Raw genomic sequence first — 26916 nt, 5'->3', positions numbered from 1 at the left:
CGGACCGACGAAATACACTGGACCGACGACTCACGACCCGATTACGGAACTGTAACGACCGACCGATAGAATCGAGACGCTTGCGACTCAGGCGCGCTTTTGGATCTCTTCGCGGAGCACGCTACTCACGACTTCGCCGTCGGCGCGGCCGCGAAGCGCGCCCATCGCTTCGCCCATCAGTCCCGAGAACGCGGCCATTCCCTCCTCCTCGACCTGTTCTTCGTTGCGCTCGACCACGCCGACGACGGCGTCGCGCACCTCGTCCTCGCTCACGCCCGAGAGGCCCGCCTCCTCGACGGCCGCCTCCGCCGAAAGCTGGGGATTCTCGGCCAGCAGCGCCAGCACCTCGTTGACGCCCTCCTTGGCGAGGTCGCCGTCGGTGACGAGTCTGATGACGGCCAGGAAGTGCTCGGCGTCGAGGTTCTCGACGGCCACGTCGTCGCGCCGCAGTTCGGTCACAGTACTCTCGACCAACCCGGCGACGAACGTCGGGTCCGCGCCGTCGCGGACGGCCCGCTCGAACAACGGCATCCGGCGGCCGTAGGCGACCTGTTCGGCGAGACCGGCGTCGAGGCCGAACTCCGCCTGATAGCGCTCGACCTTCTCGGTGAGCAGTTCGGGCACCTCGACTTCGGTGGGGTCGGGTTCGACCGGCGGCACGTCCGTCTCGGGGTACATCCGCGCTGCACCCGGCAGCGGCCGGAGGTATCGCGTCGTACCGTCGTCGTTCGCGCCGCGCGTCTCCTCGGGGACGCCTTCGATGGCGGCCTCCGCACGCGCCGCGGCGGCGTCGATGGCGAGGTCCGCGGTTCCGCTGTCGGCGGCGACGATGGCCACGGCGTCGTCGGGTTCCGCGCCGACCGCCTGGCGCAGCGCCGCGACTTCCTCGTCGGTGACGCCGTAGGCGGGCAGTTCGTCGGTGTGGAAGATGCCGCCCGCGCCGTGGCGCTTGGCGTGGTCCGACAGTTCGGTGCCGAGACGGCGGTCCGGTTGGAGTTCGCGGCCGACGAGACCGTCGAAGCCGGTGAGGCGGACGCCGGTTACTTTGCCGCCCGAATCCAGGGCACCGCGAATAACCCCGGAGTCGCTGTCGGCGAACACGTCGGTCACGTCCCGCGGGTCGCCGACGTGCGCGTCTCGCTCCTGCAGTTCGTCACGGATGGCCAAGAGTTCGACCTGCCGGCCGACCTCGTTGCGGACGATGTCGTCGATGTCGTCGAGGCTCTGGACGCCTTTCATCTCCACGCGCGCGCCGTCGGCGATGGAGACGTTCACGTCCTGTCGGATGGTGCCGAGGCCGCGCTTGACTTTGCCCGTCGACCGGAGCAGCATCCCGATGGTTTCGGCGGCCTCCCGCGCCTGTTCGGGCGAGGAGATGTCGGGTTTCGTGCCGATTTCGACCAGCGGAATCCCGAGACGGTCGAGGCTGTAGAGGACGCCGTCGTCGCGCTCTTCGATGCGCTGGGCGGACTCCTCTTCGAGCAGGAGGTCCTCGATTCCCACTGCGCCTTCGCTCGTTTCGATTTCGCCGTCCTGGGCGACGAGCGACGAGCGCTGGAAACCGGAGGTGTTCGACCCGTCGACGACGATTTTCCGCATCACGTGCGCCTGGTCGACGACCGACATCTCCATCAGTTCGGCTATCTGCATCCCCACGTCGAGCGCCTCGCGGTCGAGCTCCGCCGGCGGTTCGTCGTCCTCCTCGACGAGACAGGTGGTGTCGTAGGCCAGATACTCGAACTCGCGGTCGACGCGGCTCTCTTCCAGCGCCGCCTCGTCGATCTCGCCGAGTTCGCTCCGCGTGGGGTGGAGGTATCGCGTGAACGTCCGGGTCGCCTCCTCGGGTTCGCGGCGCACCGTCGGCGAGTCGCAGAACAGCTTCGTCGCGGTGTCGAGCTGCTGGTGAATCTCCAGCCCCGCGACGAGGCCGAGCTCCTCGTAGTCGTACTCCGTCATTGTCTCTCCCTGTGCGCGGGGGGCGTAAAAATGGTTCAGTCTCCCGCTCGCGGGACGTCGGCGGGAGGTCCCTCGTCGGTGAGGAGGCGCGAAAGAGCGTGAGTGATGAGAGCGTCCGACACGGGTCGCAGTCGATGTTCCGCAGGGCCGCAGTGAGTCGTTCTCGTGGCGATACGGTTAGCGAGGTGCGCTCAGGCGCGCCGAAGTCCCTCGCCGAGTCCTTCGGCGTCGCAGTCGTCCTCGGGGCACCGATAGTGCCAGCCGTCTCGGGTGGCCTGGCCCTCCGGGAACTCGGCTCCGCACTTTCGGCACAGCAACATGTCGCGGCCCTTCGACTCGCGTAGGACGTTCATCCCGACCATGAGGAAAAAATCACGTGCACACCCCATCAAGATGTCGCTTTTCGACGGTTTCGTGAACAGTTAGCGCGCCGTATCGCCGTCTGTCGGTTTCGTTTCGACGAACCGGTGACGAATGCGAACAGTCGTCGAACCCGGCCCTCCGTGCGGTCAGTCGTCGCCGAGGATGCCGCGGTGGGTCATCTTCTCGGGGTCGAGCACCTCGTCGGCCTCCTCCTCGGTGAGGTAGCCTTCCTCGACGGCGACTTGGCGGACGGTCTTGCCTTCTGCGAGCGCTTGCTTCGCCACTTTCGACGCTTTGTCGTAGCCGATGGCGGGGTTGAGTGCCGTCGCCAGCGCCATGCTCCGCTCGACCTGTTCGGCGGCGTACTCCTCGTTGGCTTCGAGTTTGCGGACGAACCGGTCGGCGAACACCTCCGCGGAGTTCGAGAGCAGTTCCGACGATTCGAGGAAGTTGTGCGCCAACACCGGCTTGTAGAGGTTGAGGTCTATCTGGCCCTCTGCCGCACCCGCGGCGACGGCGGCGTCGTTGCCGACGACCTGCTTGTGGACCTGGTTGACCGCCTCGGCGACGACCGGGTTGATCTTGCCGGGCATGATGGAGCTACCGGGCTGGTTCTCGGGCTGTTCGATCTCGCCGAGGCCGTTTCGGGGACCCGACGCCAGGAGGCGGAGGTCGTTGGCTATCTTGTTCATCGACCCCGCGACCGTTCGGAGCGCGCCGTGGGCCTCGCCCATCGCGTCGTGGGCGGCCTGCGCCTCGAAGTGATCGTCGGCCTCGCGGAACTCGATGCCCGTCTCCTCGGCGATGTACTCGGCCGCCCTCTCGGGGAACTCGGGGTGGGTGTTGAGGCCCGTTCCGACGGCCGTCCCGCCGAGCGCCAACTCCGAGAGGTGTTCGCGGGTGTGTTCGACGCGGCGGATGCCCTTCTCTATCTGCGTGCGGTAGCCGCCGAACTCCTGTCCGAGACGGACCGGTGTCGCGTCCTGCAGGTGCGTCCGACCGGTCTTGACGACGCCGTCGAACTCGGTCTCTTTCTCGCCGAGCGCCGCGGCGAGTTCGTCCAGCGCCGGAAGCAGGTCCTTCTCGACGGCTTCGAGCGCCGAGACGTGCATCGCGGTCGGGATGACGTCGTTCGACGACTGCCCGAAGTTGACGTGGTCGTTCGGGTGGACCTCGCGGGAGCCGATCTCCGCGCCGACGAGCTCGGCGGCGCGGTTGGCGATGACCTCGTTGGCGTTCATGTTCGACGACGTGCCCGAACCGGTCTGGAACACGTCGACGGGGAACTGGTCGTCGTGCTCGCCGGCGATGACCTCGTCGGCGGCGGCGACGATGGCGTCGGCTTTCTCCTCGGGGATCAGCCCGAGGTCGCGGTTCGCCTGCGCGGCGGCCTTCTTGACGACGCCGAGCGCGCGGACGAACCGTCGTCCGAAGGTGATCCCCGAGATGGGGAAGTTCTCCACGGCGCGCTGGGTCTGTGCGCCCCAGTAGGCGTCGGCCGGTACCTGCATGTCGCCGAGGCTGTCCTGCTCCGTACGGTAGTCGTCGCTCATGGTCGCCCCCACGTAGACTGAGGCGTAAAAGCCACCGATACCGGCTGTCCCACACGTGTACCGGTAGGGACTGAGCGGCCGTATTGTGGCGTCTCGACGCTCAAAACTCGCGAACCGCGAAGACGCTCGTGACCCGTCACAGGTCCGTCCGACGGTCAGTCGTTACACGTGGTGCTAATTCACTCGCAACCGAAGAAATCCGGGACAATACTCACCTATCGATGGGAGTCGGCGATCAACCTCTCCGACGCCGAGACCGGCGAGGCGCTGAAGAACCGGTCGCTCGAAGCGCTCGAAGACGCCGAACCGCGGCTCTGAGGCGTCAGTCCAGACTCCGCAGCGCCTCCCAACACGCCCCAACCGGGTGATAGCCCGGCTCGACGGCCGGCCCCTCGTCAGTGTCGACGTACTCGTTTTCACGCGTGAGTCGCGTGTACCAGTTTCCGCCGGAGGCGACGAAATTCGATTCGGCGTACGCCCAGAGGCGGTCGTACCACTCCAGATACCGCTCTTCGCCGCTCCCGCCGACGGCGTCCGACAGCGCCGCCGCCGCACCGATGGCTTCGGCGACCGGCCACCCGTACTTGTCGTCGACGACCGGCTTTCCGTCCCGGTCGAGCGTGTAGTAGAACCCGCCGTACTCGTCGTCCCAGCCGTCGAGTGCGGCCTCGAACAGTTCGGTCGCCCGCCGCCGGAGCCACGGCTCGTCGCCGTGTCGGGAGAGCATCGCGGTCAGCTTCGCCCACTCGGCGTGGTGGCCCGGCTGGTACCCCCACGGCCGGAACTGGTCGGCGGGGCTGTCGCGGTTGTACTCGAAGTCGTGCTCCCACTCTTCGGTGTAGTGTTCCCAGAGGCGACCGCCCGTCGCCTCCGCGAGGTCGACGGTCATCCGCCGCGCGATTGTCAGCGCCCGGTCGAGGTATCGGCGCTCGTCGGTTGCCTCGTACGCGCCGAGCATCGCCTCGCACATGTGCATGTTCGCGTTCTGTCCCCGATAGGGTTCGACGGGGTTCCAGTCGGCGTCGAGTTCGCTCCGGCAGAGACCGTACTCTTCCTCCCAGAACCGGTCGTCGATAACGTCGTACGTCGCTTCGAGGCGTTCGCGCGCGCCGGAGACGCCCGCCATCGTCGCTTCGGCGTAGGCGAGCAGAACGAACGCGTGGCCGTAACAGGAACGTCGCTCGTCGACGGGGTCGGTGCCCGAGAGGAGCCAACGATAGCCGCCCGTCTCGGCGTCGTGGTGGGCGTCGGCGAGGAAGTCCGCGCCGCGGGTCGCCGCGGAGCGGCACCATCCGAGGACGTCGGCGTCGGTGGCGTCGACGCCCGCCGTCGTCTCGTCGAGACGCGCGCCGCGGGCGAAGTTGACGACGAACCGCGCGGAGGCGACGAGATGTCGGGGTCCGGGGTCGTAGATGCGACCCGTCTGCTCGTCGAGCTGGGCCACGAAGCCGCCGCGGGCCTCGTCGACGCAGGTCGGATAGTAGAACGTCAACACGTCTGCGACGTGGCCGCGAAGCCACGCGGGGTCCCGAAACCGGTCGGTCATTGCTGTGGGACCCGACGCGAGCGCGGAGCAAAAACGTAGGGGCGCGGGTAGTCGAGGTGGGGCCGGAGTGGTCGGCCGAGACGCTACCGCGCGTCGTACTCGTCGGGCGTGTACGTCTTGATCTCCATCGCGTGGATGTCCGTCGTCATGCGCTCACCGAGGGCGTCGTACACCATCTGATGTTGCTGGACGAGCGACTTTCCCTCGAACGTCGGGGAGACGACGACGGCCGCGAAGTGGGCGTCCTCGTGGTTCTCGTCGGGGCTTCGCGGCCGCGATACGGTCGCCTCGGCGTCCTCGATACTGGCTTCGATGAGCTGCTCTATCTCGCTGAGATCCATGTGAGATGCGGGGCGCGCAACGACTAAAAACGACGCGAATGTTCTATGGACCGTTCTCGCAGGTCCGCCGGCCGGATACCCCCGACGGTCATGAGCGTGCGCCACGTGGCGGAGACGTCGGCGACGGGACGGTCTCTCTGCATCGAGACGTTTCTTGAGAACTCACCGCGGTCGACAGCCGTGTGACGGTTGCACAAACGTGTAAACTAACATTTATAATCTACCCGACTATCGTCCGTCGGAACCGGTCGGGCCGCGGTCGGTACGCCGCCTCCGGTGGTCAACCGTTTTGTAGCCGTAGCGTGAGCACCCGCCGTGTCGTCTGTCACCGACCGTGTTCGAGCGCACCTACTCTCGGAGGAGTCCACTCTTCTCGCCAGCGTCGTCGATTGCGCGGACGCCGTCGCCGCCGGGTGGCCCGACGAGACGACGACCGACCGCGGGCACGTCGTTCCCCCGCTCGAAGCCGTTCTCGCCCGCGCAGGTATCACCGACCGACTACCGGGCCTGCTCGCCCGCTGCGTCGACGCCGGGGGGTACCAGCTCGCGGCCCCGGCGGTCGCCGCACCGCCGTATGTCGTCATCACCGCGACGGGGCCGGTGCTCCGAGCGACGCTCGAACCCGGTCGCCTCGTGATTTCGATTCGCGTCTTCGAGGTCGAACGCGGCGACGGCAGCGACATCGACGCCGGCGACCCGCGGTACCGCCGCCGCGGCGAAACGCCCGACGAAATCGTCTCCGTCGAATTCAGATAATCAGGTCCAGCGGTCCAGTCCGGTCTGACTGAGCGCGTCGTCGATGCGGTCGAAACCGCGTTCGACCTCGTCAGCGTCGACTTCCCACTCCTCGGTGACGTACGCCCGCGCCGCCGAGATGTCGGGGTCGAGGTCGGTGTCGAACTCGTACTCGTTGGTGACCGGCGGGTCCAAAAACAGGTCGCGGATGCGGTCGGCGAACTCGACGTGTTCGCCGCGCGCCTCCAGCACCGAGAAGAGGTCGCCGTGTTCTCTCACCAACTTGAGCGCCGTCTTCGGGCCGATGCCGTCGACGCCGGGGTTGAAGTCCGTCCCGCAGAGGATGCCGACGTCGACGAGTTGCTCGTAGGTGAGGTCGTGCTCTTCGAGCGTCGCGTCGAGGTCCATCAGTTCCGGATTACCCGAACTAGTGAGCTGGCGGAGCGTCAGCGGCGCGCCGAACAGCAACGTGTCATAGTCCTCGCTGCCGACGTAGTCGGCGTCGCCGCGGCGGGCCATGTACGACGCCTGCGCCTCGCCCTCGGCGGGCGCTTCGACGTAGGGAACGTCGAGGAAGTCGAGCAACTCGCGGCTGGTCTGCTGGATGACGCTCGTCAGCCGCTGCGTGCGCGCTTCGAGGCGGGCGACCTCGATGTGGTCGCCGCGTTCGCGGGCGTCTTCGAGCAGCTCTTCGGCCTTCTCGCGTTGTTCGCGCCGCTCGGCCACCTCGTCGTCTTTCAACTCCGTCACGCCACCGTCGAAGACGAAGACGGGGACGAGATCGTGCTCGAAGAACTTGGGGAGGCCCTGGACGATGCCGACGAGGTTGGCGACTTCCTCGCCCCCGCTCGTCGTGTACACCTCGTCGCGGGTCCACTTGACGGTCGTCGTCAGATACCGGTAGAGCCAGTTGTGCGCGTCGACGGCGACGATTCTCCCGTCGAGGTCGTCGAACGACACCTCAGAGAGCGCCGCCAACTGGCGCAACGCTGCGTTTCCCATTGGCCGTCGTTAGACCGTCTCGGAGTTAAACGTCCGCCCTTCCGGGCGCGTCGATTCGTTCCGGCGGGTCGGCGTCGGCCCTCGATTCGAGAAACGTCCGCTCGTCGTCGCCGAGTTCGCGCTCTCGATAGACGTCCAGCCCGGACTGGTAGCGGCCGCGGTCGCCGTGGTCCGCATCTCCGCCGCTCTCGCCGCCCAACTCGCGCGCCAACACCAACTCCGCCAGTCCGGTCTGTCGACCCGTGTACGCGAATCCCGCTTTGTACAGCGCCTCATAGGCGAACGGGTTGTTGACGGCGATTCGGAGGCGGTGGAAACCCCGCTCCTTCACCCGCTCCGCGAGAAACGCGACGAGCCCCGGACCGAGCCCGTCGCCGCGGCGGTCCTCGCGCACGGTGACGTAGCGAATCCAGAGCGTACCGGGGTCGGTCCGGTCCTCGTTGAACGCGACGGCGGCGAGCACGTCGCGGTCGAACTCGTCTTCGTCGGCCGCTCCTCGCGCTTCCTCGGCCAGTGTCTCGTCGTCGACGCGGACGACCGCTTTCCCCGTGTTCGACATGACGAACTTCCCGGCGTAGCTGAACTGTCGGTAGTCGAGGCGCAGCGTCGGCCCGTCCGCCGGCCAGCCGAGCACGCGGTACTCCATACCGTTCGATTCGCGCGCCGCGACAAAGACCGTGTGGTCCGCCGTCGCGCCCGGTGGTCGCCGCCAGCGACTGCGAGCGAAACTCCGCACCGAGGACAGCGTGTCACACACTCACGTGCGAAAACGACAAACCGGACAATCATTAGGCCCCATGCAAATCTCCCGATATGGCCACCCAATCGGAATCGTTCTGGGACCAACGAATCGACCGGGGGACGTTGCCCTTAGCCGTCGGTGACGTGCTCGTCATCGGCCTCGTGCTGACGCTCGGCGTCATGATGCACAACGGCGGCGTCTCCTACCTCACGACCGACACCGTCGGTTGGGTCTCGACGCTCGTACCGTTCTACGTCGGCTGGCTCGTCTGCGCCCCGCTGGTCGGCGCGTACTCCGCCGGCGCGGGCGAGTCGGCGAAGGCGTCGATTCCGCTCGCCGTTCGGTCGTGGATACCCGCGGACATTATCGGTCTCGGCATCCGCGCCTCGCCGTTCTTCGAGGGCGGCGCGGACCCGATTTTCATCGTCGTCACGCTGGTCACCGTCGGCGTCGGACTCGGCGTCTGGCGATGGCTCGTGTTCAAAGTCCGCTGAAAACCAACTCCGATTCTTCCGACAGCCGACTCGAACTCAGACCTTCGACGCGCTCCGCGAGAGGTAGACGCCGACCAGCGACGCGACTGCGGCGAACGCCGCGAGCGTGACGAACAGCACCTCGGGCGAGGCGTATTCGAGAATCGCGCCCGCGATCGCGCCGCCGAGCGCGCCGATGCCGAAGACGCCCAGATAGGTGTAGCCGTACGAGAGACCGCGCGTCCCCGCGGGCGTGTACTCCGCGACGGTCGCTTGGTACAGCGGCTGGACGACGAACAGCGCGAAGCCGAGAATCGCGGCGACGACGAGTAGCGGGACGATACCCATGTTCGCCACCGGGAGGAAGACGAGCGCGAGAACTGCCAGTCCGGCGAACGCGCCGGCGATACCCTTCTCGGGGGCGTACCTGTCGGTTAGTTTCCCGCCCGCGTACTGGCCGAGAACGCCGATCATGAGCAGCCCCGAGTAGATGTAGCGCTCGGGGTTGAGTTGACTGTCGCCGGAGGCCTCGAGGCCGACCGACGCGAGCAGGTCGTCGGGGATGAACGCCGAGATCGACACGGGGTCGACACCCGGCAGCCCCGCCAGCAACTGCGGCAGGAACGTGAGAACGCCGCGGTAGTACAGTCCCGAGCACATCACGACGACGAAGACGAAGACGAAGCTGCCGGCGAACAGCCGTCTCGACTCGGTGACGAACTCCGCCCACGACTCGACGCCGGCGTCGGCCTTGGAATCGCCCCCGCCGTCCGTCTCCACGGCTGCCCCGCTGACGGCGGCGTTCTCGTCGAACTCGGCGCGGCTGGCGAACAGCGCCGCCAACAGCGCCGGGACGGCGAGGACGACCGCCACGATGCGCCAGTCGACGAACAACAGGAGGATGGCGGCGACGAGCGGCCCGAGGCCGATGCCGATGTTTCCGGCCATCCCGTGGTAGGCGAACCCGGTTCCGCGCTCCTCGACGCCCTTACTGATGAGCGCCAGTCCCGCGGGGTGATAGACGCTCGCGGCCGCACCCCAACAGAGGAAGGCGACGGCGATAGCGAGAACGCCCGGCGAGACGCCGAGAACGAAAAACGAGACGGACATTCCGAGCAGACAGAGCGTGATGAGACGGCGCGAGCCGAGCCGGTCGACGAGCACCCCGCCGGGGAGCGCGCCGAGACCGAAGAGGCCGTAGCCCGCGGTGACGACTAACCCGAGCGTCGCCGAGTTCACCGGAAACTGTGCGAGACCGAGATTGATGGTCTCGAACTCGCTCAGCCAGATCGTGACGAAGATGGGAACGGACAACTCGTAGGTGTGGACCATCCCGTGCGCGAGCATCACGAGCGCCACAATCGAACGGTCGTTACGGTTCACGATGGTGATTCTGACGACGGAACGGTTTAACGCACCGATGGGGGCAAACCGGACGAAACTCCAGCCGGCGCGCCGAATTCAGAGAGAATAGCGGAGTCGTTACACGGACGCTGCGAGCTACCTTTGAGATAGAGACACACCCTAGGACGTCCCACTGAGTGTCGATTTCAGCCGTTTCCGGGGCTGAAACGCCATTTTCGAGAGAGCCGCGCTCCGGGTCGACGACGGCCCGAAGCGGCCGTGTATTCTCATAACTTATAGAAATCCTACCTGCTAATTTTCTGGTGGTTGTGTTTTGGTCACAGGAAAGAATTATATATCCCCCATGCATACTTTGTAATACATTATGACGGGATACTACGACTACGTTCTTGGACTCATTCCGCTCGTGTTGTTCGGAGTCACTGCAATACTCACCACCGTCGGCGTCGGTCTCACGACCGCCGTCCCCATCGCGGCGATGGGTTCGGTCGGCATCATGGGCCACGCCCTGTTCGTCAACGGTCCGGTGGAGAGCCAACCCAGTCCGGTCTCGCAGAACACCCAGCCCCAGCAACTCAACGCTGACTGAGCCGGTTCCCGTCTCTTCTCTCTTCTCGCATTTCGGATTCTCCGTTCTCCGGTTCGTCTTCTCGACGAGGTCTTGCTCTTCTGGCCGACGCCCGCACGGTTTTAGGCGTCGCGTCCGTCTCGTCGAGTATGACAGACGCGTTGTTTCTCACGAGTGACGATGTGGCCGGACTCGCAACGTCCGCAGAGTACGTCGACGCAGTGCGGGAGGGCTATCGGCAGCGCGGCGAGGGCGCGCCCGCCGAACCGCGGACCAAACTCGTCAACAGCGACCCGCCGGGGATGTTCACCACCTACGCCGCCGTCCTCCCCGAGACCGGCGCGATGGGCGGCTACATGTACGCCGCAGGCTTCGGCGAACGCGACGCGTGGTTCATGACGCCGCTCTTCGACGCCGAGTCGGGTCAACCGCTCGCGTTGCTCGACGGCGCGAGCATGAACCCGTTCAAGACGGGGGCGGCGGGCGGCGTCGCCGTCGACGCTCTCGCCCGTGAGGACGCCGAGTCGGTCGCAGTCATCGGCAGCGGCGCGCAGGCCCGCGGACAGTTGCGCGCGACGGCCGCCGTCCGCGACCTCGACACCGTCTGGGTGTACTCGCCGACGAAGGAACACCGCGAGTCGTTCGCCGGGGAGATGGACCGCCTGCTGGACGCGAGCGTCGCCGCCGTCGCCTCCAGCGCCGCCGCCGTCGAGGGCGCGGACGTCGTCATCACGGCGACGAACGCCCCGGAGCCGGTGTTCGACGGCGACCTGCTCGAACCGGGAACCCACGTCACCGCGATGGGCCAGTACAACGCCGACAAACGGGAGGTCGACGCGACGACTATCGAGCGCTCGAAGTACGTCCCCGACCTCCGAGCGCGCGCGACCGAGGACGCCGGGTCGTTCCTCCACGCGATGGAGGCGGGCGTCGTCACCGAAGCCGACATCTACGCCGAACTCGGCGAGGTGGTCGCCGGCGAGGTGCCGGGCCGCGAGGACGACGAAGAGATCACGCTGTTCGACAGCGGCGGCACCGGCATCGAGACGGTCGCCGCGGCGTACATGCTGTACGAGAAGGCGCGCGACGAAGGACTCGGGACGACTATCGACCTCGCGCCCGCCAGCGAGGCGCTTACCGGCGAGTGACCGCCGCGCACCGACCCGCTGGTCAGAGACTCGCCCGAGAGACGCGAAACAGCGTGTCGAGGGCGCGAGGCAACGCCGCCAGCGCGAGCACCGAGAGGAGGGCGGGAACGACGACGACGGCCCACCCGACGCCGGTTTCGAGGTGAACGACCGTTCCGAGATGCGTTCCGCCGCCGATGACGGCACCGTAGTACGCCGACCGAATCGGCATCGTCCGAAGCTGACCGACGCGCGGCCACGCGCCGACGTCGAGGGTCCGTCCCCGAAAGCTTCCGACGGCGACGACGGTGGTCGAAAGCGAGGTCAGCGCCGCCGCCGACACCGGTCCGGCCGGCCGGACGCCGAGCAGAAGCACGAGCACCGGCAACGAGAGAAACGACACCTCCATCGCCGCGAAGAAGACGAAGTCGAGCCACCGCTCGAACCGGTCGGTCAGCGTCCGTCGGTCCGATCTGCGGCGCGCCACGGGCGGAGGTAGGATTCGACACGCAAAAGCGTCATCCCCGTGGCGTGACGCTCTCCCACGGGCGAATGCGACCGATTCCTGGCGAGGGAACGACGGTGGTGAGAACTACTCGAGTCGGTACCGAAGGAGCGCCGCGATACCGCCGAGGTTCTTCAACTGCTGGCCGGGTTGGAACTCCGCGGAGAAGACGGTCACCTCGCCGCCCTTCTGCTCGGCGGTTTCGATTATCTCGTTGACGTCCCGTTCCCAGTCGCCGCGGCCCTGTCGCTCGTCGCGGAGGCGCGAATCCAGAATCAGCAGTTCCTCGATGGCACCGAACTCCGCGGCCTGCGCCACCTGCTCGACCCCGTAGGCGGCCTTCGCCCCCTCGGCGATGCGCTCCATCAGGTCGTCGATGCGCTCGGCCTCGCGGGCGATGCGCGTCTCCTTCTGCACCTCGTCGACCGCGCCGCGCTTCAGCACCTCGTGGACGCCGCGGTCGCCGACGCTCGCGGTGTCGACGGTGGTCATCTTCTCGGCCACCTCGGGGTAGTTGTCGGCGATGTGGTCGCGCGCGTCCTGTTTCGTGAAACCCGGCCCGGCCAGAATCACGGTGTCGGCGTCGACGTGCGACAGCGCCGACCCGAGTTCGTCGAACAGCTCGCTGCGCGGACGAGCGTACTCGCCTTTCCCCGTCGGCGCGGTGAAGGAGGCGTACTCTTCGGTGCCGTACTGCGCGACCGTGTGGATGTACGCCTCGCCCTCCTCGACGGTGGCGATGACGACGTCGGGGTTCTCGGTGGCGCGCTCGGCCTCCTCGATGCGGTCGATCTGGTCCGGTTTGAAGTGTTTCTCGATGGTTATCTCGCCGCGCTCCTCGACGTTGAGCGTGTGGTGGTGGCCGAGTTGGTCCTCGCGAGAACAGCCGACGATGACGCCGCCGACCCGGAGTCGGTTGGCGAAGCGGGCGAACTCGATGTCGTCGATTTCGATGGTGACGTGAAGATGTTCGCGCTCGCCGCCGGTGTCACGCATCTGGTCGTCGGCGCGCTGAATGCGGCGGGTCGTGTCGCCCGAGACGTGGTCTCCGGGTTCGAGTACGTACGAGAGGTGCCAGAGGTCGTCGACGTTCTCGGGAACGAGCGTGATGCGCTCGCGCCCCTCCTCGCCGCGACCACGGCCAGCGATTCGCATGGTTCGAATCTCGCCCTCGGGGGTTAAGGTGGCTTTGCATCGGCGCAGTCACGGCCGCGGGAGTCCGCAGTGACGACGAACTCTTATCCCGGATGACGGGACCACTCCGGTCTGTGCGTTGAAACCAGACTGCGGGTCGCTCCGAGCAACCATCGGAGCGAGGTCGAGGCCGTAGCGCGGTCGCCGCCCGCAGACCGAGACGATGACCGCCAGTTCGCCATACAGTCGTTCCACCGGCGTCAGACCGCGTCGCCTCCGCTCGGTCTACTCGGCCGGAACGCTCTCGGCGCTGACGTGACCGACGAGCGCCGCCGCCGCGGAGCGGGGCCGTCGGTTCTACTTCCTCGTCTCGTCTGTCACCGTCCACTCGGTGTCCTCTCTCCTTTCCCGGGGACCCGATGTCGTCTCGTCGGGACCGGCACTCGGGACGTCGGCTCCCGGGTGACCGTCGGTGTACGCGACGCTCCGTCCGACCTGGACCGCCGCCGACGCCTCGGGTTCGCGCCGTACCGTCTCGGGTTCCGTCCTTCCGTCGTCGTGTTCGGCCGCCAGCGTGGCCCGTGCGGACCGACCGTACACCGAGTGGGCGACAGTTTGCAGGTAGAAGACGGCGACGACACCGACGAGAAACAGCGACAGCGGCAGTCCGAAGAAGACGACGACCAACAGGAGCCCGCTCGCCAGCAACCATCCGGTCGCGTACTCCCGGTCGACGAGGACACGGCCGACGGTCCGCGGTGAGAACGCCGCGGCGAGACGCTCCGTCGCGGCGTAGGTCACGAGTGCCGCTGGGAAGACGTACGCGAAAACCGGCAGGTAGAGGCCGCTGACGAGAGTCGCGAGCGTCACCGAGAGCGCGACGAGACTTTCGCCGACACCTCCGGCGACACCGCGTAGTTGAACCGCCACTGCTATCGTTGCGACGAGGAGCCACAGCACAACTACCGGCAGCAGGTAGACGAAGGCGACGACGTACGTCCGGATTCCGTCCCGGACCAGTCCGCCCCACCGCACGAACGACGGCGCGGCGTCTCGCCCTTCGAGTCCCGCTTGCATCGTCCGCACGTAGTAGCCCCGAAGCAACAGCGACGGCAGAAACACGAACGGAAACGCGAGGACGAGAAACGGGACGGCAGCTACCGCTACCAGCCAGCCGAGCGGCAACGCGAGAGCCAGAAGCGAGAGAACTCCACCGAAAAACAGCGTCTGAACCGCGTCGGCGGTTCGGGCCGGAGCGTTCAGCGCGTCGCGGAACATCTACTCGCACAGTCGGCCCGTCGACACATAACCGTACCTCCGAGCGCGGTCTCCGAAAAAACGAGCGGGTTGACGACGGCCGTCAGATGGCAGCGCGTTCGTCGGGCATCTCGCCGTCGCGCATCTCGACGGGGTGCATCTCACCCCACGCGCGGCCGATGATGTGGTAGCCGGCGACGGCGGCGTAGAACGTGACGAACACGCCGACGACGGTGCCGAGCAGCGGAACGACGTTCAGTGCGCCCGCGACGATACCGGCGACGAGGAAGACGGCGAACGCCATCAGCCACGCCGTCGCGTAGGTCCCGGAGGTGAGCGTCGAGCGGAGCATTCCGGCGTCGAACGCGGCACCCATCCGGTCGGTCTCGGCGTAGTTCGCCAGTCCGGCGGGCAGCGCGTAGACGACGGCGAGACCCGTCACCAAGACGAGGAGCGCGCCGACGAGGCCGAAGAGGCCGCTGACGACGCCGACGTTTCCGCCGTTGGTCGTCAGGCCGGTGAGCACCGCGAACACGACGGCCAAGACCATCGGAACGAGGCCGTACGCGAGCCCGATGGCGAACCCTTTCAGCCCGTCGACGGCCATCTCACCCCACTCGTCGAACGCGGGCGGTTTCTCGTCGCCGCGCATCGACCCGCGGACGACGCGGAGCAGGTAGCCCATGACGAGGAACGTCGGGACGATCAGGAAGCCGAGCAGACTGAGGATCCCGCCGATGAGGACGTTCTTCGCCCAGTCGTCGCTGTTTCGCACGTATGAGAGCGATTCGGTAAACATGATGATTTCCGAGAACCGCCGCGAGTCGCTCCGACGTTCGTTCACGAACGCGACGCTCCTCGTATAGTTCTCAGCCCCTGGATACTCCTCACGAGGATATATCCTTTTCTTCCCGAAAATCGGATTATCTGGGCTTTGAGGCGGTTTACCCCCGGTTTTTACTCGACCATCTCGCTGCCGCCCGGCGGCAGGAACTCCTGTATCTTATCTGCGCTCGCAACTTTTCTAACGAACGACTGGTCGGCGAATCGTTTGCGGAGTTCCCGGTAACACATCTGCGCCATATCGTTCTGTGCGTAGCGACCCGGTCGGACTCGAATCGACGTCTCGGCCTGCGGTTCGATGGCCGAGGGCGGCCCGCCGACGACGCGCGTCTCCGGTTCGCAGGCGATGCCGACGGCGACTTCGGCTTTCACGTCGCGGTAGTACGTCCTGTCGCCGCGAATCACGAACGACCCCTTCTCGACGTACTCGCCGCTCTCGGGCGTCTTCGACACCTGGTCGTGGTTCACCATGTACGCGTCTTCGGCGAAGCGTCCCTCCTTCCAGACGGAGGCGTAGGAGACGGCGAACTGCGCCGCCTCCCGTCTGCTCTGTTCGGGTATCTCCACGTCGCGGGCGGGTTCGCTCGGGCCGGTCGCTTTCAGGATCGTCACCGGACCGCCGCGGGCCTGCGTGTGGAAGAACAGGTCGCCCTTCCCGAGATACTTCTTCACCAGCTCCTCGTTCTGGTCGGCGTTGCGCCCGCCGATGACGAGGAAGTCGTCGCTGGTGCGGAACCAGCGGAACCGCTCGAACCAGTGGTCCTGCTGGCGAATCGGCACCGACTGCCGCGAGAGCCAATCGATCTCTTCGTGTTCGCCGTCCTCGTCGTCGTCGGCCGCCTCGTCCTCGTCGCCCCGTTCCCACTCCTCGCGGCGTTTTTCGAGCGCCTCCAGCTGCTCGCGGGTGTCCTCGATGGCTTCGAGCGCGCCCTGCTTTTTCTCCTCGACGCGCTTTGCCTCCTTGTAGAGCTGGTCGGCGTTCTTCTCGACGCCCATCGACACGTCGAGGGTCACCGTCGTCTCGTCGAGCGCGAGGGTGACGGTCCCGTTCGCACCGTCGACGCCGCGGACGGCCTCGGCCGCCTCGATTCCCTGTTCCTTGCCTTCCTCGAACTTCTCGCCGATTTCGTCCCACGGGACGTCCTGCTCTCGCGCGCCGCGTATCGTCGTCAGAATCTCGTCTACGAGGTCGTAGCGCGCGTACACCTGCTCGGCGCGTTCGCGCTCCTCTTCGGCTTGTTCGTCGAAACCGCTGATAGCGCCCTCCTGCTGCTCGACGATGCGCTGTTTCTTCTCGATCTCCTCCTCGAAATCGGGTCTGCCGGTGTCGCCGGCGGCCCCGCTCCCGCCGGAACCGCCGTCGTCGTCGCTGCGGTCGAGACGGTAGAAGTACTCGTCGAGCGCCTCGTTGAACGAATCGTACGCCTCGGCGTCGAGACCCTCCCGTTCGTGCTCTTCGAGCGGGAACGGCGTCACGTCGGCGACGGCCTCGTCTTCGAGGTAGACGCGCGGGTCGAACTCTCCCTGCGCGAGCTGCTCTCGAATTCGTCCGAGCGCGTCGTAGAGCTTCTCGTACTCCTCGTCGCCTACGTCGGCGATGTCGAGTGTTTTCTCGACGCCCGCGCGACTGCACACCTCCTCGGCGTAGAGTCCGCCGAGGTTCAGTTGCGTCGCCAGCGTTCGGACGACGTCGGTGTCGGAGTCGTCCATCTTGTGCGCGAACGCCTCGTAACGCACGTCCAGCGGGTTGAGCCGCGAACTCGGGAACTCGTACTGACTGCCCGGCGCGACGGTGCGCGATTTGAGTCGAACCGTCGAGAGACTGCTCACTACCTCCCGGTTTTCGTCCAGAACGGCGATGTTTCCTTGACCGAACAGTTCGGCGACGAGTTCGGTGTCGGCGTCCGGCCGCTCGAACTTGAAGACGAGAATCCGGTCGAACTCGAACTGCTCGACGCCCGCGAAGTCAGCGCCCGACAGGCGGTTGCGGAGCATCTTTGCGAAGTTCGGCGGGCGACCGGGTGCGTCGGGAACGTGCTCTGCGGCGGCGACGTGTGCGCGTTTGACGTCGCCGACTTCCACCAGAAGCTCGACGCGGCCGCGGTCGAAATCCCGCATCTTGAGGCGCAGGAGGTCGTCGCCGTACAGGTAGGCCTTGTCGACCTTCGCGCCCTCGTATCGGCGCAGCTCGGTGACGAGCGCGGCGAGGTCGATGCTCGAAAGCTCCCGCTTTGGGTCCATGTCGTTCGATTCCCGCGGCGGCAAAAAAGGCGTGTCGTTCCCGCGACCGCGCTTCGGCGTCTACTCGGTCGTCGCAAAGAACAGCTCGAAGTCACGGTTGCCGAGTTCGGCGACGACTCCCTGCGGCGGTTCGAGGTAGCCGGAGGCGTAGGCGGTGTAGCTGACCCCGCCGTCCAGTGTGACGGGGACGCTCGCCACTACGTCGCCGTCGTTGTTCGGTGTCGCCGCGCGGATCTGCAGGGTGTACTCCGTCGCCGGCACCGGCAGCGGGTCGCTGGCGGTGCCGAAACCGAGGCCGTCGATGAGGGTCAGTTCTGCCTGCCCCTCGTCGGTGAATCGGAGTTGGCTCTCCGGGATGCCCATCACCAGTTGGGGCGGAAGCGTCTGTAGCTGGCGGTTGAGCTGCTCGGACTCGACGACGGCGGTCACGTCGACCGGCGGCGCGTCGGGCGAGGCGTGAACGGCTTGCACGACGGCCAATCTCTGGCGCGGCGGTCCGGAGAGCACCGGCGTGCGCGTCACGAGCGGCTGGATGCTCCCGTCGGTCAACTCACCGACGGCGGCGAACGAGTAGCTCCCCTGCTGGAGAGTGACCTGCCTGTCGATTACCGCCTGATCTCGGCCCGCACCCGTCGGGGTGACGGCAACCTGATGGTTTCCTGTCGGCCCCGAGATGTACGAACTGACCTGCTGGAACTCCAGCCCTTCGAGTACCAGATTACCGTCGACGTAGACGTCGACTGGCGGCGCGTCCGGCACGGCGTGGACCGCTCTGACGCGGGTCGTCTGCTGTTGGGCCGCGGCGGTCTGCGTTCCGGCACCGAGCGCCAGCGCACCTCCGCCGAGGAGTTTTAACGCCGTTCGACGTGACGTGTCTCTCATTTCGAATGTCCTCCAAGAATAATCTGGACGCCAGTCATCAAAAATCTCCTCTCCTTCAAAAACTTTGGAAATTGCGAACGGAGAATTGGTCTTTTGTAACGTTTTTCTGCACAGCTGCACAGACCTTTCACGATGTATGTTCCCGCGAGAGTACGGTTCAACCGACGTCGCGGCGGCCGTTTCGGCTTCGGTCGCTCGCGTCCGCTCGGACGCGGTCAATCGAAAGCGTGTGTCGTCTCCGGGAGAACGTAGACCGATTACAGCCGCTTGCTCACGTACGGCCCGTCCTGGTGGTAGCCGAGCTTCTCGCGGTAGTACTGCCGCACGCCGATGCCCGAAATCACCGAGATCTTCTCGAACCCGGCGTCGGTGGCGATCTCCTCGGCCCTTCGCAGGAGCTTCTTCCCGTACCCCTTGTGCTGCCAGTCGCCTTCCGCGCCGATGCCCGCCTCGCTCCCGTAGACGTGGAGTTCGCGGACGAGCGCCGCGTCTTCGAGTTCGCGGCGTACCGGGTCGCGCGCGGAGAGTTCCGCGCCGCCCTCGGGAGCGGCGTGCGAGTACGAGGGGAAGCGGAGGCGACAGAAGCCGACGAGGAGATCCTGCTCCGTATCCTCGAAACTGATGAACTTCTCCGTGCCGCCGCCGGCCTCGTACGTCATCACGCCGAGTTCCACGTCCTCCGGGTTGGGGTTCGCCTCGTTCATCCCCACCTCGCGGGCGCGGATGTCGTGGAGTTCGATTCCCCTCTCCTCGGCGCGCTGTTCGGCCAACTGACGGAGATTCGACTTCCAGACGCCCGCGTCGATGAAGTCCGCCGGGATGTCGCGCTGGACGCGCTGGAGGCGCGTGTACTTCGGAATCATCCCCATCGCCTCGGCGACGATGTCGGCGGCCTCCTCGTTCGTCAGCGGGTCGTAGTCGTCGCGCCGCCACCGGTCGTAGATACGCGTCCCGCGGACGACGAGCGTCGGGTAGATTTTGAGGTAGTCGGGCCGCCACTGCGGGTTCTCGAACAGTTGACGGAAATCCTCGACGCACATCTCGCGGGTCATCCCCGGCTGGCCGGGCATCATGTGGAAGCCGACCTTGAACGCGGCGTCTCTCAACCTCCTGTTGGCGTCGATGGAGGCTTTGTTGCCGTGGCCGCGGTGCATCTCGCGGTTGATGCGCTCGTACGTCGTCTGGACGCCGACCTCCACCTTGGTCGCGCCCAGATCAAGCATTCTGTCGATCTGCTCGGGGTCGCACCAGTCCGGTTTGGTCTCGAACGTCGTCCCGATGTTCCGAATCCGCCCGGTCTCGTTCTCGGCGATGACGTCCTCCAAGTAGCGGAACTCGACGTCCTCGGGGTCGGGCTTGAACGACTGGTCCTCGGCGGGTGCCGGCTCTTTGTCCAGGTCGTAGTCGTTCATCGCCTCCAGCGCGCGCTTGACGAACCACTCCTGGTAGTCGTGGCTGCGGGCGGTCATCGTCCCGCCCATCAGGATGAGTTCGACCTTGTCGACGGGGTGGCCGATGTGCCGGAGCTGTTCGAGGCGAAGCGTCACCTGGCCGTACGGGTCGTAGTCGTTCTGGACGCCGCGGGCGGCGGCGGGTTCGTGACCCGTGTAGCTCTGCGAGGAGGAGAACTCCGAGGCGGGGCCGCCGGGACAGTACAGACACTTCCCGTGCGGGCACATGTGCGGCGAGGTCATGATGGCGACGGGCGAGACACCCGACGCCGTCCGGACGGGCTTACGCCGGACGACCTCCTTCACGTCGTCTCGGTGCTCGTCTGGCGCGTACTGCAGAATCTCGACGTTCTTCGGTACCTTCGGCGAGGAGAACTCCGAGCAGACGCTGAGTTTCTCGGATTCGAGGTCGTCGCGGTCGATCTCGCCGTCGACGATGCGCCGTGCGAGTTCCGCACACGCCTCGCGGAACGCCTCGGGTTCCTCCTCGGTCGCGTCGGGGCTGTCGGTACTCATCGCGGCTGTGAGACCCCCATGTGGGCGACGAGTCGATTCATTACCTTCGTGTCGTCGGTTTTCGGGGTTAAGGGTGTCGCTCCCGGGGACGACCCCGATTCAGGCGATTCGGACCGCGACGACGTTTCCTCTCCCCATCACCTCGCCCCCCCGGGCCGAGTTCGCTCCTGATGCGCATCTGCCTCCCGACGTCGCCGTCGACCCACGCGCGGAGGTGGATGGGGCGGCCAGCGGCGTCGGGGTCGACGACCGCCACGAGGGATTCGCCGTCGTCGCTCGGATAGCTGTGCAGGTGGTGACCGTGCGCGGGTTCGCCGGGCCGCAACCGTAACAGGTCAGTCCCGGTCACGAGTCCTGAACGGGCGTGACGGCGCAACCGCTGTGGAATCTCGTGAGCGGGTAGCGAGGAGAGATGAGAGGCGGACAGAGACGATTCGAGCGTTACGCGAGTTGCTCGGCGACGGCTTCGACGACGGCTTCCTTCACCTGCTCGCGGCGACCCGAGAGGAACTCGATGCGGCCCTCGCGGATGCCGACGGCCGTGATACCGGCTTCGGGGGCGTGCTCGCGTGCGGCCTCGGCGACCGCGCGGAGGTCCACATCGGCGGTGCTGCGGAGGTAGAGTTCGTCCATGGCGACGCCGATGGTGACGAACGTGTCGCCCTCGCGCTCGCGGCGGTGGAGTTCGTCGAGCAGCAGCGCCGTCGGCGGGAAGTCGAAGCGGTGGGTGTACGCGTCGGTGTCCAACACCGCAAAGTCGACGCCGTCGGCCTCGCGGGACTCGAGGTTCGCCCGCGCCGTCTCGACCTCCGCGTCGAGTTTCAGGCGGAACTGCTCGGAGACGTGGCTCGCGAGGTTGCCCGCGTTCTCGCCGTCGCCGTCGGGGGTGACGCCGTTGTCGAACAGCAGGTCGGTGATGAGTTCGCGCTTGTCCTCGTAGGACTGGTAGTACGCCTCCAGCGCGATGGCCTCGCGGAGTTCGCGGACGTACGTCTCGTCGTAGCCCGCGTCGCTCGCGGCGTCGAGGTACGCCTGCGGGGCGTCCTCCCAGTAGCTGACCGCGGGGAGGTGTCGCAGGTCGCTGCGCACGTCGTCGTTGACGGCGGCCGCGAGGTTGGCGACGAGCGCGCCCGTCGAGAGGTCCGACGCGTCGGCGTCGGCGAGCACCGGCGAGACGAGCACGTCGGTCGACTCCTCGATTTCGGCGTCGACGGCGGCGGCGTCGGCGACGACGCGCTTCGCGCCGTAGATGCTGAGCAGGTCGAGTCCGTCGCTGGATTCGACCGTCGCGCCCGTGCCGACGAGGAGCACGAGCGGGAGTTTCTCGCCGTGACGGTCGCGGTCCTGCAGCATCCGCGTCACGTCGTTGGTCGCGGCGTCCATCCCGTAGACGGCTTCTTCGAGCGGCCGGCGGTCGAAGTAGTGGTACTCGGCGTCGGATTTGGCGTGCTCCTCGCGGATGAGCGGGAGCACCGCGCGTTCGACGGCCGCGCCGGCGACGTAGCCGTCGGCGGTGGTCGTGTGGCGGACGATGATGGGGCGGGACTCGAAGACGGCGCGGCGAATTTCCTCGGCAGCGTCCTGCAACTGGGTCCCGACCGAAACGATGGCGTCGTGGTCGGCCAGCGGCGTCACCTCGTCGGGGCGCGCGCGGCCGCGGAGCGCGTCGTCGAGACGCGACTGGACCGTGTCCGCGTCGTCGCCTTCGAGCGAGACGAGCGCTTCGGTCTCGACCTGAATCTCGTTGTGACGGAGTTCGATCTCGCCGTCGAGGCGAACGACCGACCCGACGTCGACGTCGGGGTAGGCGCGGACGCCCGCCTCGACGAACGCGGCGGCGTCGACGACGCCCGTCTCGTCGCGGACCTCGAAGACGGTCGGTCCGCCGGTCTGTTGGGCGCTGACGACTTCGCCCTCGATGCGAACTTCCTCTCCCACGCGGTCGCCTAACGTACCGATTTCGACGCGCTCGCGGTCAGCAGACGGCTCGGGCTCGGCTTCGTCTCGCTGGTGTCTACTCTCGTTGCTTTCGTTGCTCTTGCCGCTCTCGTTGCTTTCGTTGCTCTTGCCGCTCTCGTTGCTTTCGTTGCTCTCGTCGCTCTCGTCGCGGGACGCGCTGCCGTGTCGAACCGTCGGCGTCTCGACTTCGGCCTCCGCGTCGTCGCTTTCGTCGCTCTCGTCGTCCTCGTGGTCGCCGTCGGCGTCCTGGACGAGCGCGCCGCGGAAGTCGCGTTCGGACTGACGAATCGACCAGCCGAGGTCGATGTTGCCGTTGTCGCGGACGTTCTTCACCTGTACGAAGACGGTGTCGCCCGGCTCCCAGTCGAGACTCTCCAGTCGGCGGTCCAGTTCGCTGCGGTGCAGCAGACCGGTGACGCCCGGCGCGAGGTCGACGAACACGCCGAAGTCGGCGTACCCGTCGACGGCGCCGCTGTAGAAGCGGCCGGGGGTCAGTTGTGAAGCCTCGTTACCGCGGAACTCGAACACCACGTCTTCCTGGTGGCTGTCGCAAATTCGGCCCTCGACGGGCGTGCCGCAAATGATACACGAACCCATTTGCTCGGAGAAAATGGCCCCGCCCTAAAACGGTTGTCGAAAGTCCTCCGCGAGCGAGCGCCCGGCACGTCACCGACGAATCGCCGTACTATGACGAACCTCAGTCCCGCCGAGACCGACATCGACCCCGACGGTGTCGGTCGATTTTTCGGCCCACTCGTCGCTCTCACGGCGTCCCGCCGAGGCCACGACGGCTGTGGCAGTCGCGTCTCGACGCTCAGATGAGCGTCCACGAGCGGAGTAGCTCCTCGACGAGCGCCACGAGCGGGGCCAGTCCACGAAACGCGTAGCCGAAGACGAGCACCGACGGAATCGCCGAGACGAGCGCCGCCCGGAGCAGCGACGTGCGGTGTATCTCGCTGATGCCGATGGCCAGGAGACCGGCCCCGTAGAGCGCGCAGACGACCCGGAGTTCCGGTATCGGGACGCCGGCGAGCACGCAGGGTGCGGTCGCGTACGCGATAGTCTGGACTGTCTCGCTGACGCCCGCGCGGTCGCGGACGGTGAGGACGAGAAGCACCGTCTGCAGCGCCGCCGTCAGGTGAAGCGTCGCGGGCGCGACGAACAGCGCGACGACCAGAAGCACGAGGAGGCTCGTCGCCGCTCGGCTGTCGGCGACGAGCGGAACGAGCTCCGTACCCAGCACGGTACCGCTGGAGAACGCGAGCATCCCGCCGACGAAACAGAGCGCGACTAGCACGCCGAACACCAGCCCTGGAGCCTGGTCGCCGGGGGCGACGCCGTTGCGGAAGAAGCGCCGCGGGCGAATCAGCACCTCGACCCACGCGCGGGCGAGGCCGCGCGGACCGCGGTCGCGTCCGTTCCGGGGGTTCTCCACCCACGTAGTCACGTCTGGACTAGTCGCTCCTGAGGGTATGACAGTTCCGACAGCGCGCCTCGTAGGACTCCTCCGCGCCGACCATGATGGTGGGGTCGTCGACGTGGGCGGGTTCGCCGTCGATGAGTCGCTGGTTCCGCGTCGCCGGTTCGCCGCAGACGGTGCAGATGGCCTGTAGCTTGTCGACGTACTCCGCGAGCGCCATCAACTGGGGGACGGGGTCGAACGGCTCGCCGCGGAACGTCTGGTCGGTGCCAGAGACGATGACGCGGCGGCCGTCGGCGGCGAGCGCCTCGCACACCTCGACCAACGCCTCCGAGAAGAAGTTCGCCTCGTCGACGGCGACGACCTGCTCGCCGTTGAGGTCGTCGAGCATCTGCCAGACACCCTCGCCCTCGTTGTCGACGACGGTCGCCCCCCACTGGCGACCGTTGTGCGATCCGATGGTCGTCTCGCCGTAGCGGTCGTCGATAGCCGGTTTGAACACCGCCACTTCCTGTCCCGCGATCTCGGCGCGGCGGAGGCGTCGCAGCAGTTCCTCGGTCTTTCCGGAGAACATGGAACCGGTGATGAGTTCGACCCATCCGCTCTGGGTGATGGCGTGCATGAACTGTCCTCGGTTCGAGCGAGACCAAAACGATTGTCTTCTCCGTCGGACAGTCGTCGCCTCGCACCGAACCGATAACCGACTCCGCGTGGCACCTGCTCACGTCATGTCGACCACTACGGACCGAGAGCTCTCGGACGTCCGCGGCGCGGTGTACGTCCCCGCGCGGGCCTTCAACGCCTACCAGTTCTGGGAGGAGTACGACCCCGACGAGACCGAGCGCGACTTTCGCCTCGCCAAGCGACTGAACCGCGACGTGCTCCGTCTCTTTCTCAGCTACGAGTACTGGTTCGACGCGCCCCAGTCGATGGAGCGAAACGTCGACAACCTGGTGTCGACCGCCGAGGAGGAGGGGCTTCGCGTCCTCCCTATCCTCTTCGAGAGCGCGGGCGAAGAGCCGACGCGCGAACGCTGCCGTGACCGCGACCCGCACACCGCGTGCGCCGTTCGTTCGCCGTCGCACGACGTCATCAACGACGAGAATCGGTGGAGCGGTCGAAACGGTGGCGGAGGCGACGGCGGTATCTTCTCGGAGGCGAAGCAGGCGCTCGGTCTCGGCCGCGACACCGCACATACCGAGGACGGACGCGACGCCGACGACCGGTTCGGTCGGCAACCGGGTGGTCCGCGCGAGTACGTCGAGTGGTTCGTCGACCGTTACGGCGACGACGACGCGCTGCTCGCGCTCGAAATCATGAACGAACCCGGTGACTGGGACCAACGGCTGAAGTTCGCCCGGCGGATGCTCCGCGTCGCCGACGACCACCGCAACGACCTGCCGCTGACGATGGGCTGTAAAGGTCTCAGATACAACGCGCTGTACGACGACCCCGAACTCGACGTCTTCCAGTTCCACCTCAACCTCCCGCCGACGGCGCGGAAGATGGAAGAACGGATGCGGAAAGCCCGCGAGTTCGCCGACGGCCACGGCAAACCGGTGTGGCTCACGGAGTGGCAGCGCACGCGCGAAGAGCCGCCGAACAAGTTCCTCCCGCACTACGCGTCGCTCGCCGAGACCATCCGCGAGGGCCCCGTCGACGGCGACTTCTTCTGGTCGCTCATGCTGAAACCGGCGTACCTCCCCGACCAACGCGAGAAGGGGCGAATCAACGGCGTCTTCCACCGAGACGGCAGCGTCTACTCGGCTACCGACGCGCGGGCGCTCGCAGGCGACGACTCCCGCGACTTCGAGGAACGGCGACAGCAACCCTCGTGGCTGCCGGCGGACCTCACCCGCGCCGAGACGAACTGAGCGCGCTGCTCGATTACTCCGCCGAGCGCTCGCCCGCGCCGACGTTCTGGTCGCTCTCGAACGTCGGTGGGTCGGGTTCGATGGCCGCGTACTCGACGACGCGCCGTCCAAGCGTGGCGACGCGCGAATCGAGTCGTTCGTCGACGAACTCCCCTTCGCCGAACGCGCCGCTTGCGCGCGGGACGGCGACCTGATGCGGAAGCACCCAGGCGTTGAACGCGCGGCAGACCGACCGGAGGTGTTCGAGCGCCGTCACCGGGAACGCGCCGCCGGCGACGGCGAGCAGCCCCACCGTCTTCCCCTCGAACTCGTCGAACCGGCAGTAGTCGAGCGCGTTCTTCAGTACGCCCGAGTACGACCCGTGATAGACGGGCGTACCGAGCAAGATGGCGTCCGCTTCGCGGAGCGTTCGGCGGAACCGCTCGACGTCACCCGCATTGCGTTCGTCGGCGTTCAGCATCGGGAGGTCGAACTCCCGGAGATCGACCAGTTCGCCGGTTCCACCGGTTTCTTCGACGGCTTCGAGGGCGCGTTGCAGCGACAACCGCGTGTAGCTTCGCTCGCGGAGGCTCCCGCAGACTGCGACGACGTGTGTCGGCATGACGGAGTCTCGGATTCGACGCGACAAAACGGTACGGACGAACACCGACCGTAGACTCATCCGTCTTGACGTCGTCGCCATCCTATGCGAACCGTCTTTCACCTCTCCAGCGGCGACGAGAACGACCACGCGCACGCGCTGGCGAACGTCGAGAACCTGCTCGACGACGAGAGCGTCGACACCGACCACGTCGCCCTCGTGGTCAACGGCGACGCCATCTACCTGCTCACGGAGAGCTCCGCCGCACCCGACCGAATCGCCACGCTCGCCGACTGTGGCGTCGACTTCTGCGCCTGCGGCAACGCGATGGAAACCCGAGATATCTCGACCGAGGACCTACTGGCCGGCGTCGAACGCGTCTCGTCGGGCGTCGGCGAACTCACCCGTCGACAGGCCGACGGCTACGCGTACCTCAAAGTACCCTGAGCGACTTACGCTCTCCGAGTGTCCCGAACCGACGGC

At 66.7% G+C, this 26916-nt stretch carries 28 protein-coding genes; 9 read left to right on the top strand and 19 right to left on the bottom strand.

Annotated elements, in window-relative coordinates; genetic code table 11:
- Window positions 1-87: 87 nt before the first annotated feature.
- From gatE to LAQ73_RS13705, 3 genes are all read right to left on the bottom strand, one after another.
- Entirely contained in the window at window positions 88-1956 is a 1869-nt protein-coding gene (gatE, locus tag LAQ73_RS13715) for a Glu-tRNA(Gln) amidotransferase subunit GatE (protein ID WP_224268829.1), read from the bottom strand.
- Window positions 1957-2147: 191 nt separating this feature from the next.
- Window positions 2148-2318, bottom strand: coding sequence for an HVO_2901 family zinc finger protein (locus tag LAQ73_RS13710; RefSeq protein ID WP_198665728.1), 171 nt, complete (start codon window positions 2316-2318; stop codon window positions 2148-2150).
- 147 nt (window positions 2319-2465) lie between these two features.
- On the bottom strand, window positions 2466-3872 hold the full coding sequence (locus LAQ73_RS13705; protein ID WP_224268828.1) for a class II fumarate hydratase: 1407 nt from the start codon (window positions 3870-3872) through the stop codon (window positions 2466-2468).
- A 171-nt stretch (window positions 3873-4043) separates the two neighbouring features.
- Here LAQ73_RS13705 and LAQ73_RS13700 point away from each other — a divergent pair, with 171 nt between their 5' ends.
- Window positions 4044-4190, top strand: a complete 147-nt coding sequence (locus tag LAQ73_RS13700; protein WP_224268827.1) for a hypothetical protein — start codon at window positions 4044-4046, stop codon at window positions 4188-4190.
- Between the two features lie 4 nt (window positions 4191-4194).
- Here LAQ73_RS13700 and LAQ73_RS13695 read toward each other — a convergent pair whose 3' ends face one another.
- The gene (locus tag LAQ73_RS13695) at window positions 4195-5418 is read right to left on the bottom strand and encodes an AGE family epimerase/isomerase (RefSeq protein ID WP_224268826.1); all 1224 of its coding nucleotides are present in this window, start codon (window positions 5416-5418) and stop codon (window positions 4195-4197) included.
- Between the two features lie 83 nt (window positions 5419-5501).
- Window positions 5502-5759 carry a BolA family protein gene (locus LAQ73_RS13690; protein ID WP_224268825.1) on the bottom strand — a complete coding sequence of 86 codons (258 nt, stop codon included), beginning with the start codon at window positions 5757-5759 and terminating at the stop codon, window positions 5502-5504.
- A 315-nt stretch (window positions 5760-6074) separates the two neighbouring features.
- On the opposite strand from LAQ73_RS13690, the gene LAQ73_RS13685 reads away from it, so the two are divergent.
- Complete coding sequence (locus LAQ73_RS13685) at window positions 6075-6515, top strand: DUF7988 family protein (protein ID WP_224268824.1); 441 nt, start codon at window positions 6075-6077, stop codon at window positions 6513-6515.
- Here the strand turns inward: LAQ73_RS13685 and fen are convergent, their stop codons facing one another.
- On the bottom strand, window positions 6516-7496 hold the full coding sequence (fen, locus tag LAQ73_RS13680) for a flap endonuclease-1 (protein ID WP_224268823.1): 981 nt from the start codon (window positions 7494-7496) through the stop codon (window positions 6516-6518). It lies immediately after the preceding gene.
- A 25-nt stretch (window positions 7497-7521) separates the two neighbouring features.
- The gene (locus LAQ73_RS13675) at window positions 7522-8142 is read right to left on the bottom strand and encodes a GNAT family N-acetyltransferase (RefSeq protein ID WP_224268822.1); all 621 of its coding nucleotides are present in this window, start codon (window positions 8140-8142) and stop codon (window positions 7522-7524) included.
- Between the two features lie 167 nt (window positions 8143-8309).
- Between LAQ73_RS13675 and LAQ73_RS13670 the strand changes: the two genes are divergently transcribed.
- Window positions 8310-8732 (top strand): DUF3054 domain-containing protein, encoded by a 423-nt coding sequence (locus LAQ73_RS13670; RefSeq protein WP_224268821.1) that lies wholly within the window; start codon window positions 8310-8312, stop codon window positions 8730-8732.
- 36 nt (window positions 8733-8768) lie between these two features.
- Here the strand turns inward: LAQ73_RS13670 and LAQ73_RS13665 are convergent, their stop codons facing one another.
- Entirely contained in the window at window positions 8769-10058 is a 1290-nt protein-coding gene (locus LAQ73_RS13665; RefSeq protein ID WP_224270770.1) for an MFS transporter, read from the bottom strand.
- 382 nt (window positions 10059-10440) lie between these two features.
- Between LAQ73_RS13665 and LAQ73_RS13660 the strand changes: the two genes are divergently transcribed.
- On the top strand, window positions 10441-10665 hold the full coding sequence (locus tag LAQ73_RS13660) for a DUF8015 family protein (RefSeq protein ID WP_224268820.1): 225 nt from the start codon (window positions 10441-10443) through the stop codon (window positions 10663-10665).
- A gap of 128 nt (window positions 10666-10793) precedes the next feature.
- Window positions 10794-11792, top strand: a complete 999-nt coding sequence (locus tag LAQ73_RS13655; RefSeq protein ID WP_224268819.1) for an ornithine cyclodeaminase family protein — start codon at window positions 10794-10796, stop codon at window positions 11790-11792.
- A gap of 22 nt (window positions 11793-11814) precedes the next feature.
- Here the strand turns inward: LAQ73_RS13655 and LAQ73_RS13650 are convergent, their stop codons facing one another.
- The 7 genes from LAQ73_RS13650 to LAQ73_RS13620 form a co-directional block, all read right to left on the bottom strand.
- Window positions 11815-12258: a DUF8215 family protein gene (locus LAQ73_RS13650; RefSeq protein WP_224268818.1), complete on the bottom strand. Its 444-nt coding sequence runs from the start codon at window positions 12256-12258 to the stop codon at window positions 11815-11817.
- A gap of 105 nt (window positions 12259-12363) precedes the next feature.
- On the bottom strand, window positions 12364-13431 hold the full coding sequence (locus tag LAQ73_RS13645) for an mRNA surveillance protein pelota (RefSeq protein ID WP_224268817.1): 1068 nt from the start codon (window positions 13429-13431) through the stop codon (window positions 12364-12366).
- A gap of 336 nt (window positions 13432-13767) precedes the next feature.
- A complete protein-coding gene (locus LAQ73_RS13640; RefSeq protein WP_224268816.1) occupies window positions 13768-14688 on the bottom strand; it encodes a DUF4013 domain-containing protein in 921 nt (306 codons plus the stop codon).
- An 82-nt stretch (window positions 14689-14770) separates the two neighbouring features.
- On the bottom strand, window positions 14771-15466 hold the full coding sequence (locus tag LAQ73_RS13635) for a DUF4013 domain-containing protein (protein WP_224270769.1): 696 nt from the start codon (window positions 15464-15466) through the stop codon (window positions 14771-14773).
- 158 nt (window positions 15467-15624) lie between these two features.
- On the bottom strand, window positions 15625-17751 hold the full coding sequence (rqcH, locus tag LAQ73_RS13630; RefSeq protein WP_224268815.1) for a ribosome rescue protein RqcH: 2127 nt from the start codon (window positions 17749-17751) through the stop codon (window positions 15625-15627).
- Window positions 17752-17811: 60 nt separating this feature from the next.
- Entirely contained in the window at window positions 17812-18633 is an 822-nt protein-coding gene (locus LAQ73_RS13625) for a DUF4397 domain-containing protein (RefSeq protein ID WP_224268814.1), read from the bottom strand.
- A gap of 257 nt (window positions 18634-18890) precedes the next feature.
- Window positions 18891-20600 (bottom strand): tRNA uridine(34) 5-carboxymethylaminomethyl modification radical SAM/GNAT enzyme Elp3, encoded by a 1710-nt coding sequence (locus LAQ73_RS13620; RefSeq protein ID WP_224268813.1) that lies wholly within the window; start codon window positions 20598-20600, stop codon window positions 18891-18893.
- A 73-nt stretch (window positions 20601-20673) separates the two neighbouring features.
- Between LAQ73_RS13620 and LAQ73_RS13615 the strand changes: the two genes are divergently transcribed.
- Window positions 20674-20931 (top strand): hypothetical protein, encoded by a 258-nt coding sequence (locus LAQ73_RS13615; RefSeq protein ID WP_224268812.1) that lies wholly within the window; start codon window positions 20674-20676, stop codon window positions 20929-20931.
- 110 nt (window positions 20932-21041) lie between these two features.
- Here LAQ73_RS13615 and LAQ73_RS13610 read toward each other — a convergent pair whose 3' ends face one another.
- Window positions 21042-23156, bottom strand: a complete 2115-nt coding sequence (locus LAQ73_RS13610; protein ID WP_224268811.1) for a DHH family phosphoesterase — start codon at window positions 23154-23156, stop codon at window positions 21042-21044.
- A gap of 90 nt (window positions 23157-23246) precedes the next feature.
- Here LAQ73_RS13610 and LAQ73_RS17640 point away from each other — a divergent pair, with 90 nt between their 5' ends.
- Entirely contained in the window at window positions 23247-23381 is a 135-nt protein-coding gene (locus tag LAQ73_RS17640) for a hypothetical protein (protein ID WP_255634850.1), read from the top strand.
- On the opposite strand, the gene LAQ73_RS13605 is transcribed toward LAQ73_RS17640, so the two are convergent.
- Window positions 23374-24006, bottom strand: coding sequence for a YIP1 family protein (locus LAQ73_RS13605; RefSeq protein ID WP_224268810.1), 633 nt, complete (start codon window positions 24004-24006; stop codon window positions 23374-23376). The two genes, LAQ73_RS17640 and LAQ73_RS13605, sit on opposite strands and share 8 nt — an antisense overlap.
- Before the next feature lie 7 nt (window positions 24007-24013).
- Window positions 24014-24601: a thymidine kinase gene (locus tag LAQ73_RS13600; RefSeq protein WP_224268809.1), complete on the bottom strand. Its 588-nt coding sequence runs from the start codon at window positions 24599-24601 to the stop codon at window positions 24014-24016.
- A 106-nt stretch (window positions 24602-24707) separates the two neighbouring features.
- On the opposite strand from LAQ73_RS13600, the gene LAQ73_RS13595 reads away from it, so the two are divergent.
- Window positions 24708-25853 carry a glycoside hydrolase 5 family protein gene (locus LAQ73_RS13595; RefSeq protein ID WP_224268808.1) on the top strand — a complete coding sequence of 382 codons (1146 nt, stop codon included), beginning with the start codon at window positions 24708-24710 and terminating at the stop codon, window positions 25851-25853.
- Between the two features lie 13 nt (window positions 25854-25866).
- Here LAQ73_RS13595 and LAQ73_RS13590 read toward each other — a convergent pair whose 3' ends face one another.
- A complete protein-coding gene (locus LAQ73_RS13590; RefSeq protein ID WP_224268807.1) occupies window positions 25867-26454 on the bottom strand; it encodes an NADPH-dependent FMN reductase in 588 nt (195 codons plus the stop codon).
- Between the two features lie 84 nt (window positions 26455-26538).
- Here LAQ73_RS13590 and LAQ73_RS13585 point away from each other — a divergent pair, with 84 nt between their 5' ends.
- Window positions 26539-26880: a DsrE family protein gene (locus LAQ73_RS13585; protein WP_224268806.1), complete on the top strand. Its 342-nt coding sequence runs from the start codon at window positions 26539-26541 to the stop codon at window positions 26878-26880.
- Window positions 26881-26916 lie beyond the last annotated feature (36 nt).

Origin of the sequence: Haloprofundus salinisoli (assembly GCF_020097815.1) — an archaeon.
Lineage (GTDB): Archaea > Halobacteriota > Halobacteria > Halobacteriales > Haloferacaceae > Haloprofundus > Haloprofundus salinisoli.
Note: the sequence above shows the minus strand (reverse complement) of the source record. Positions and strands in the feature narration are given on the sequence as shown.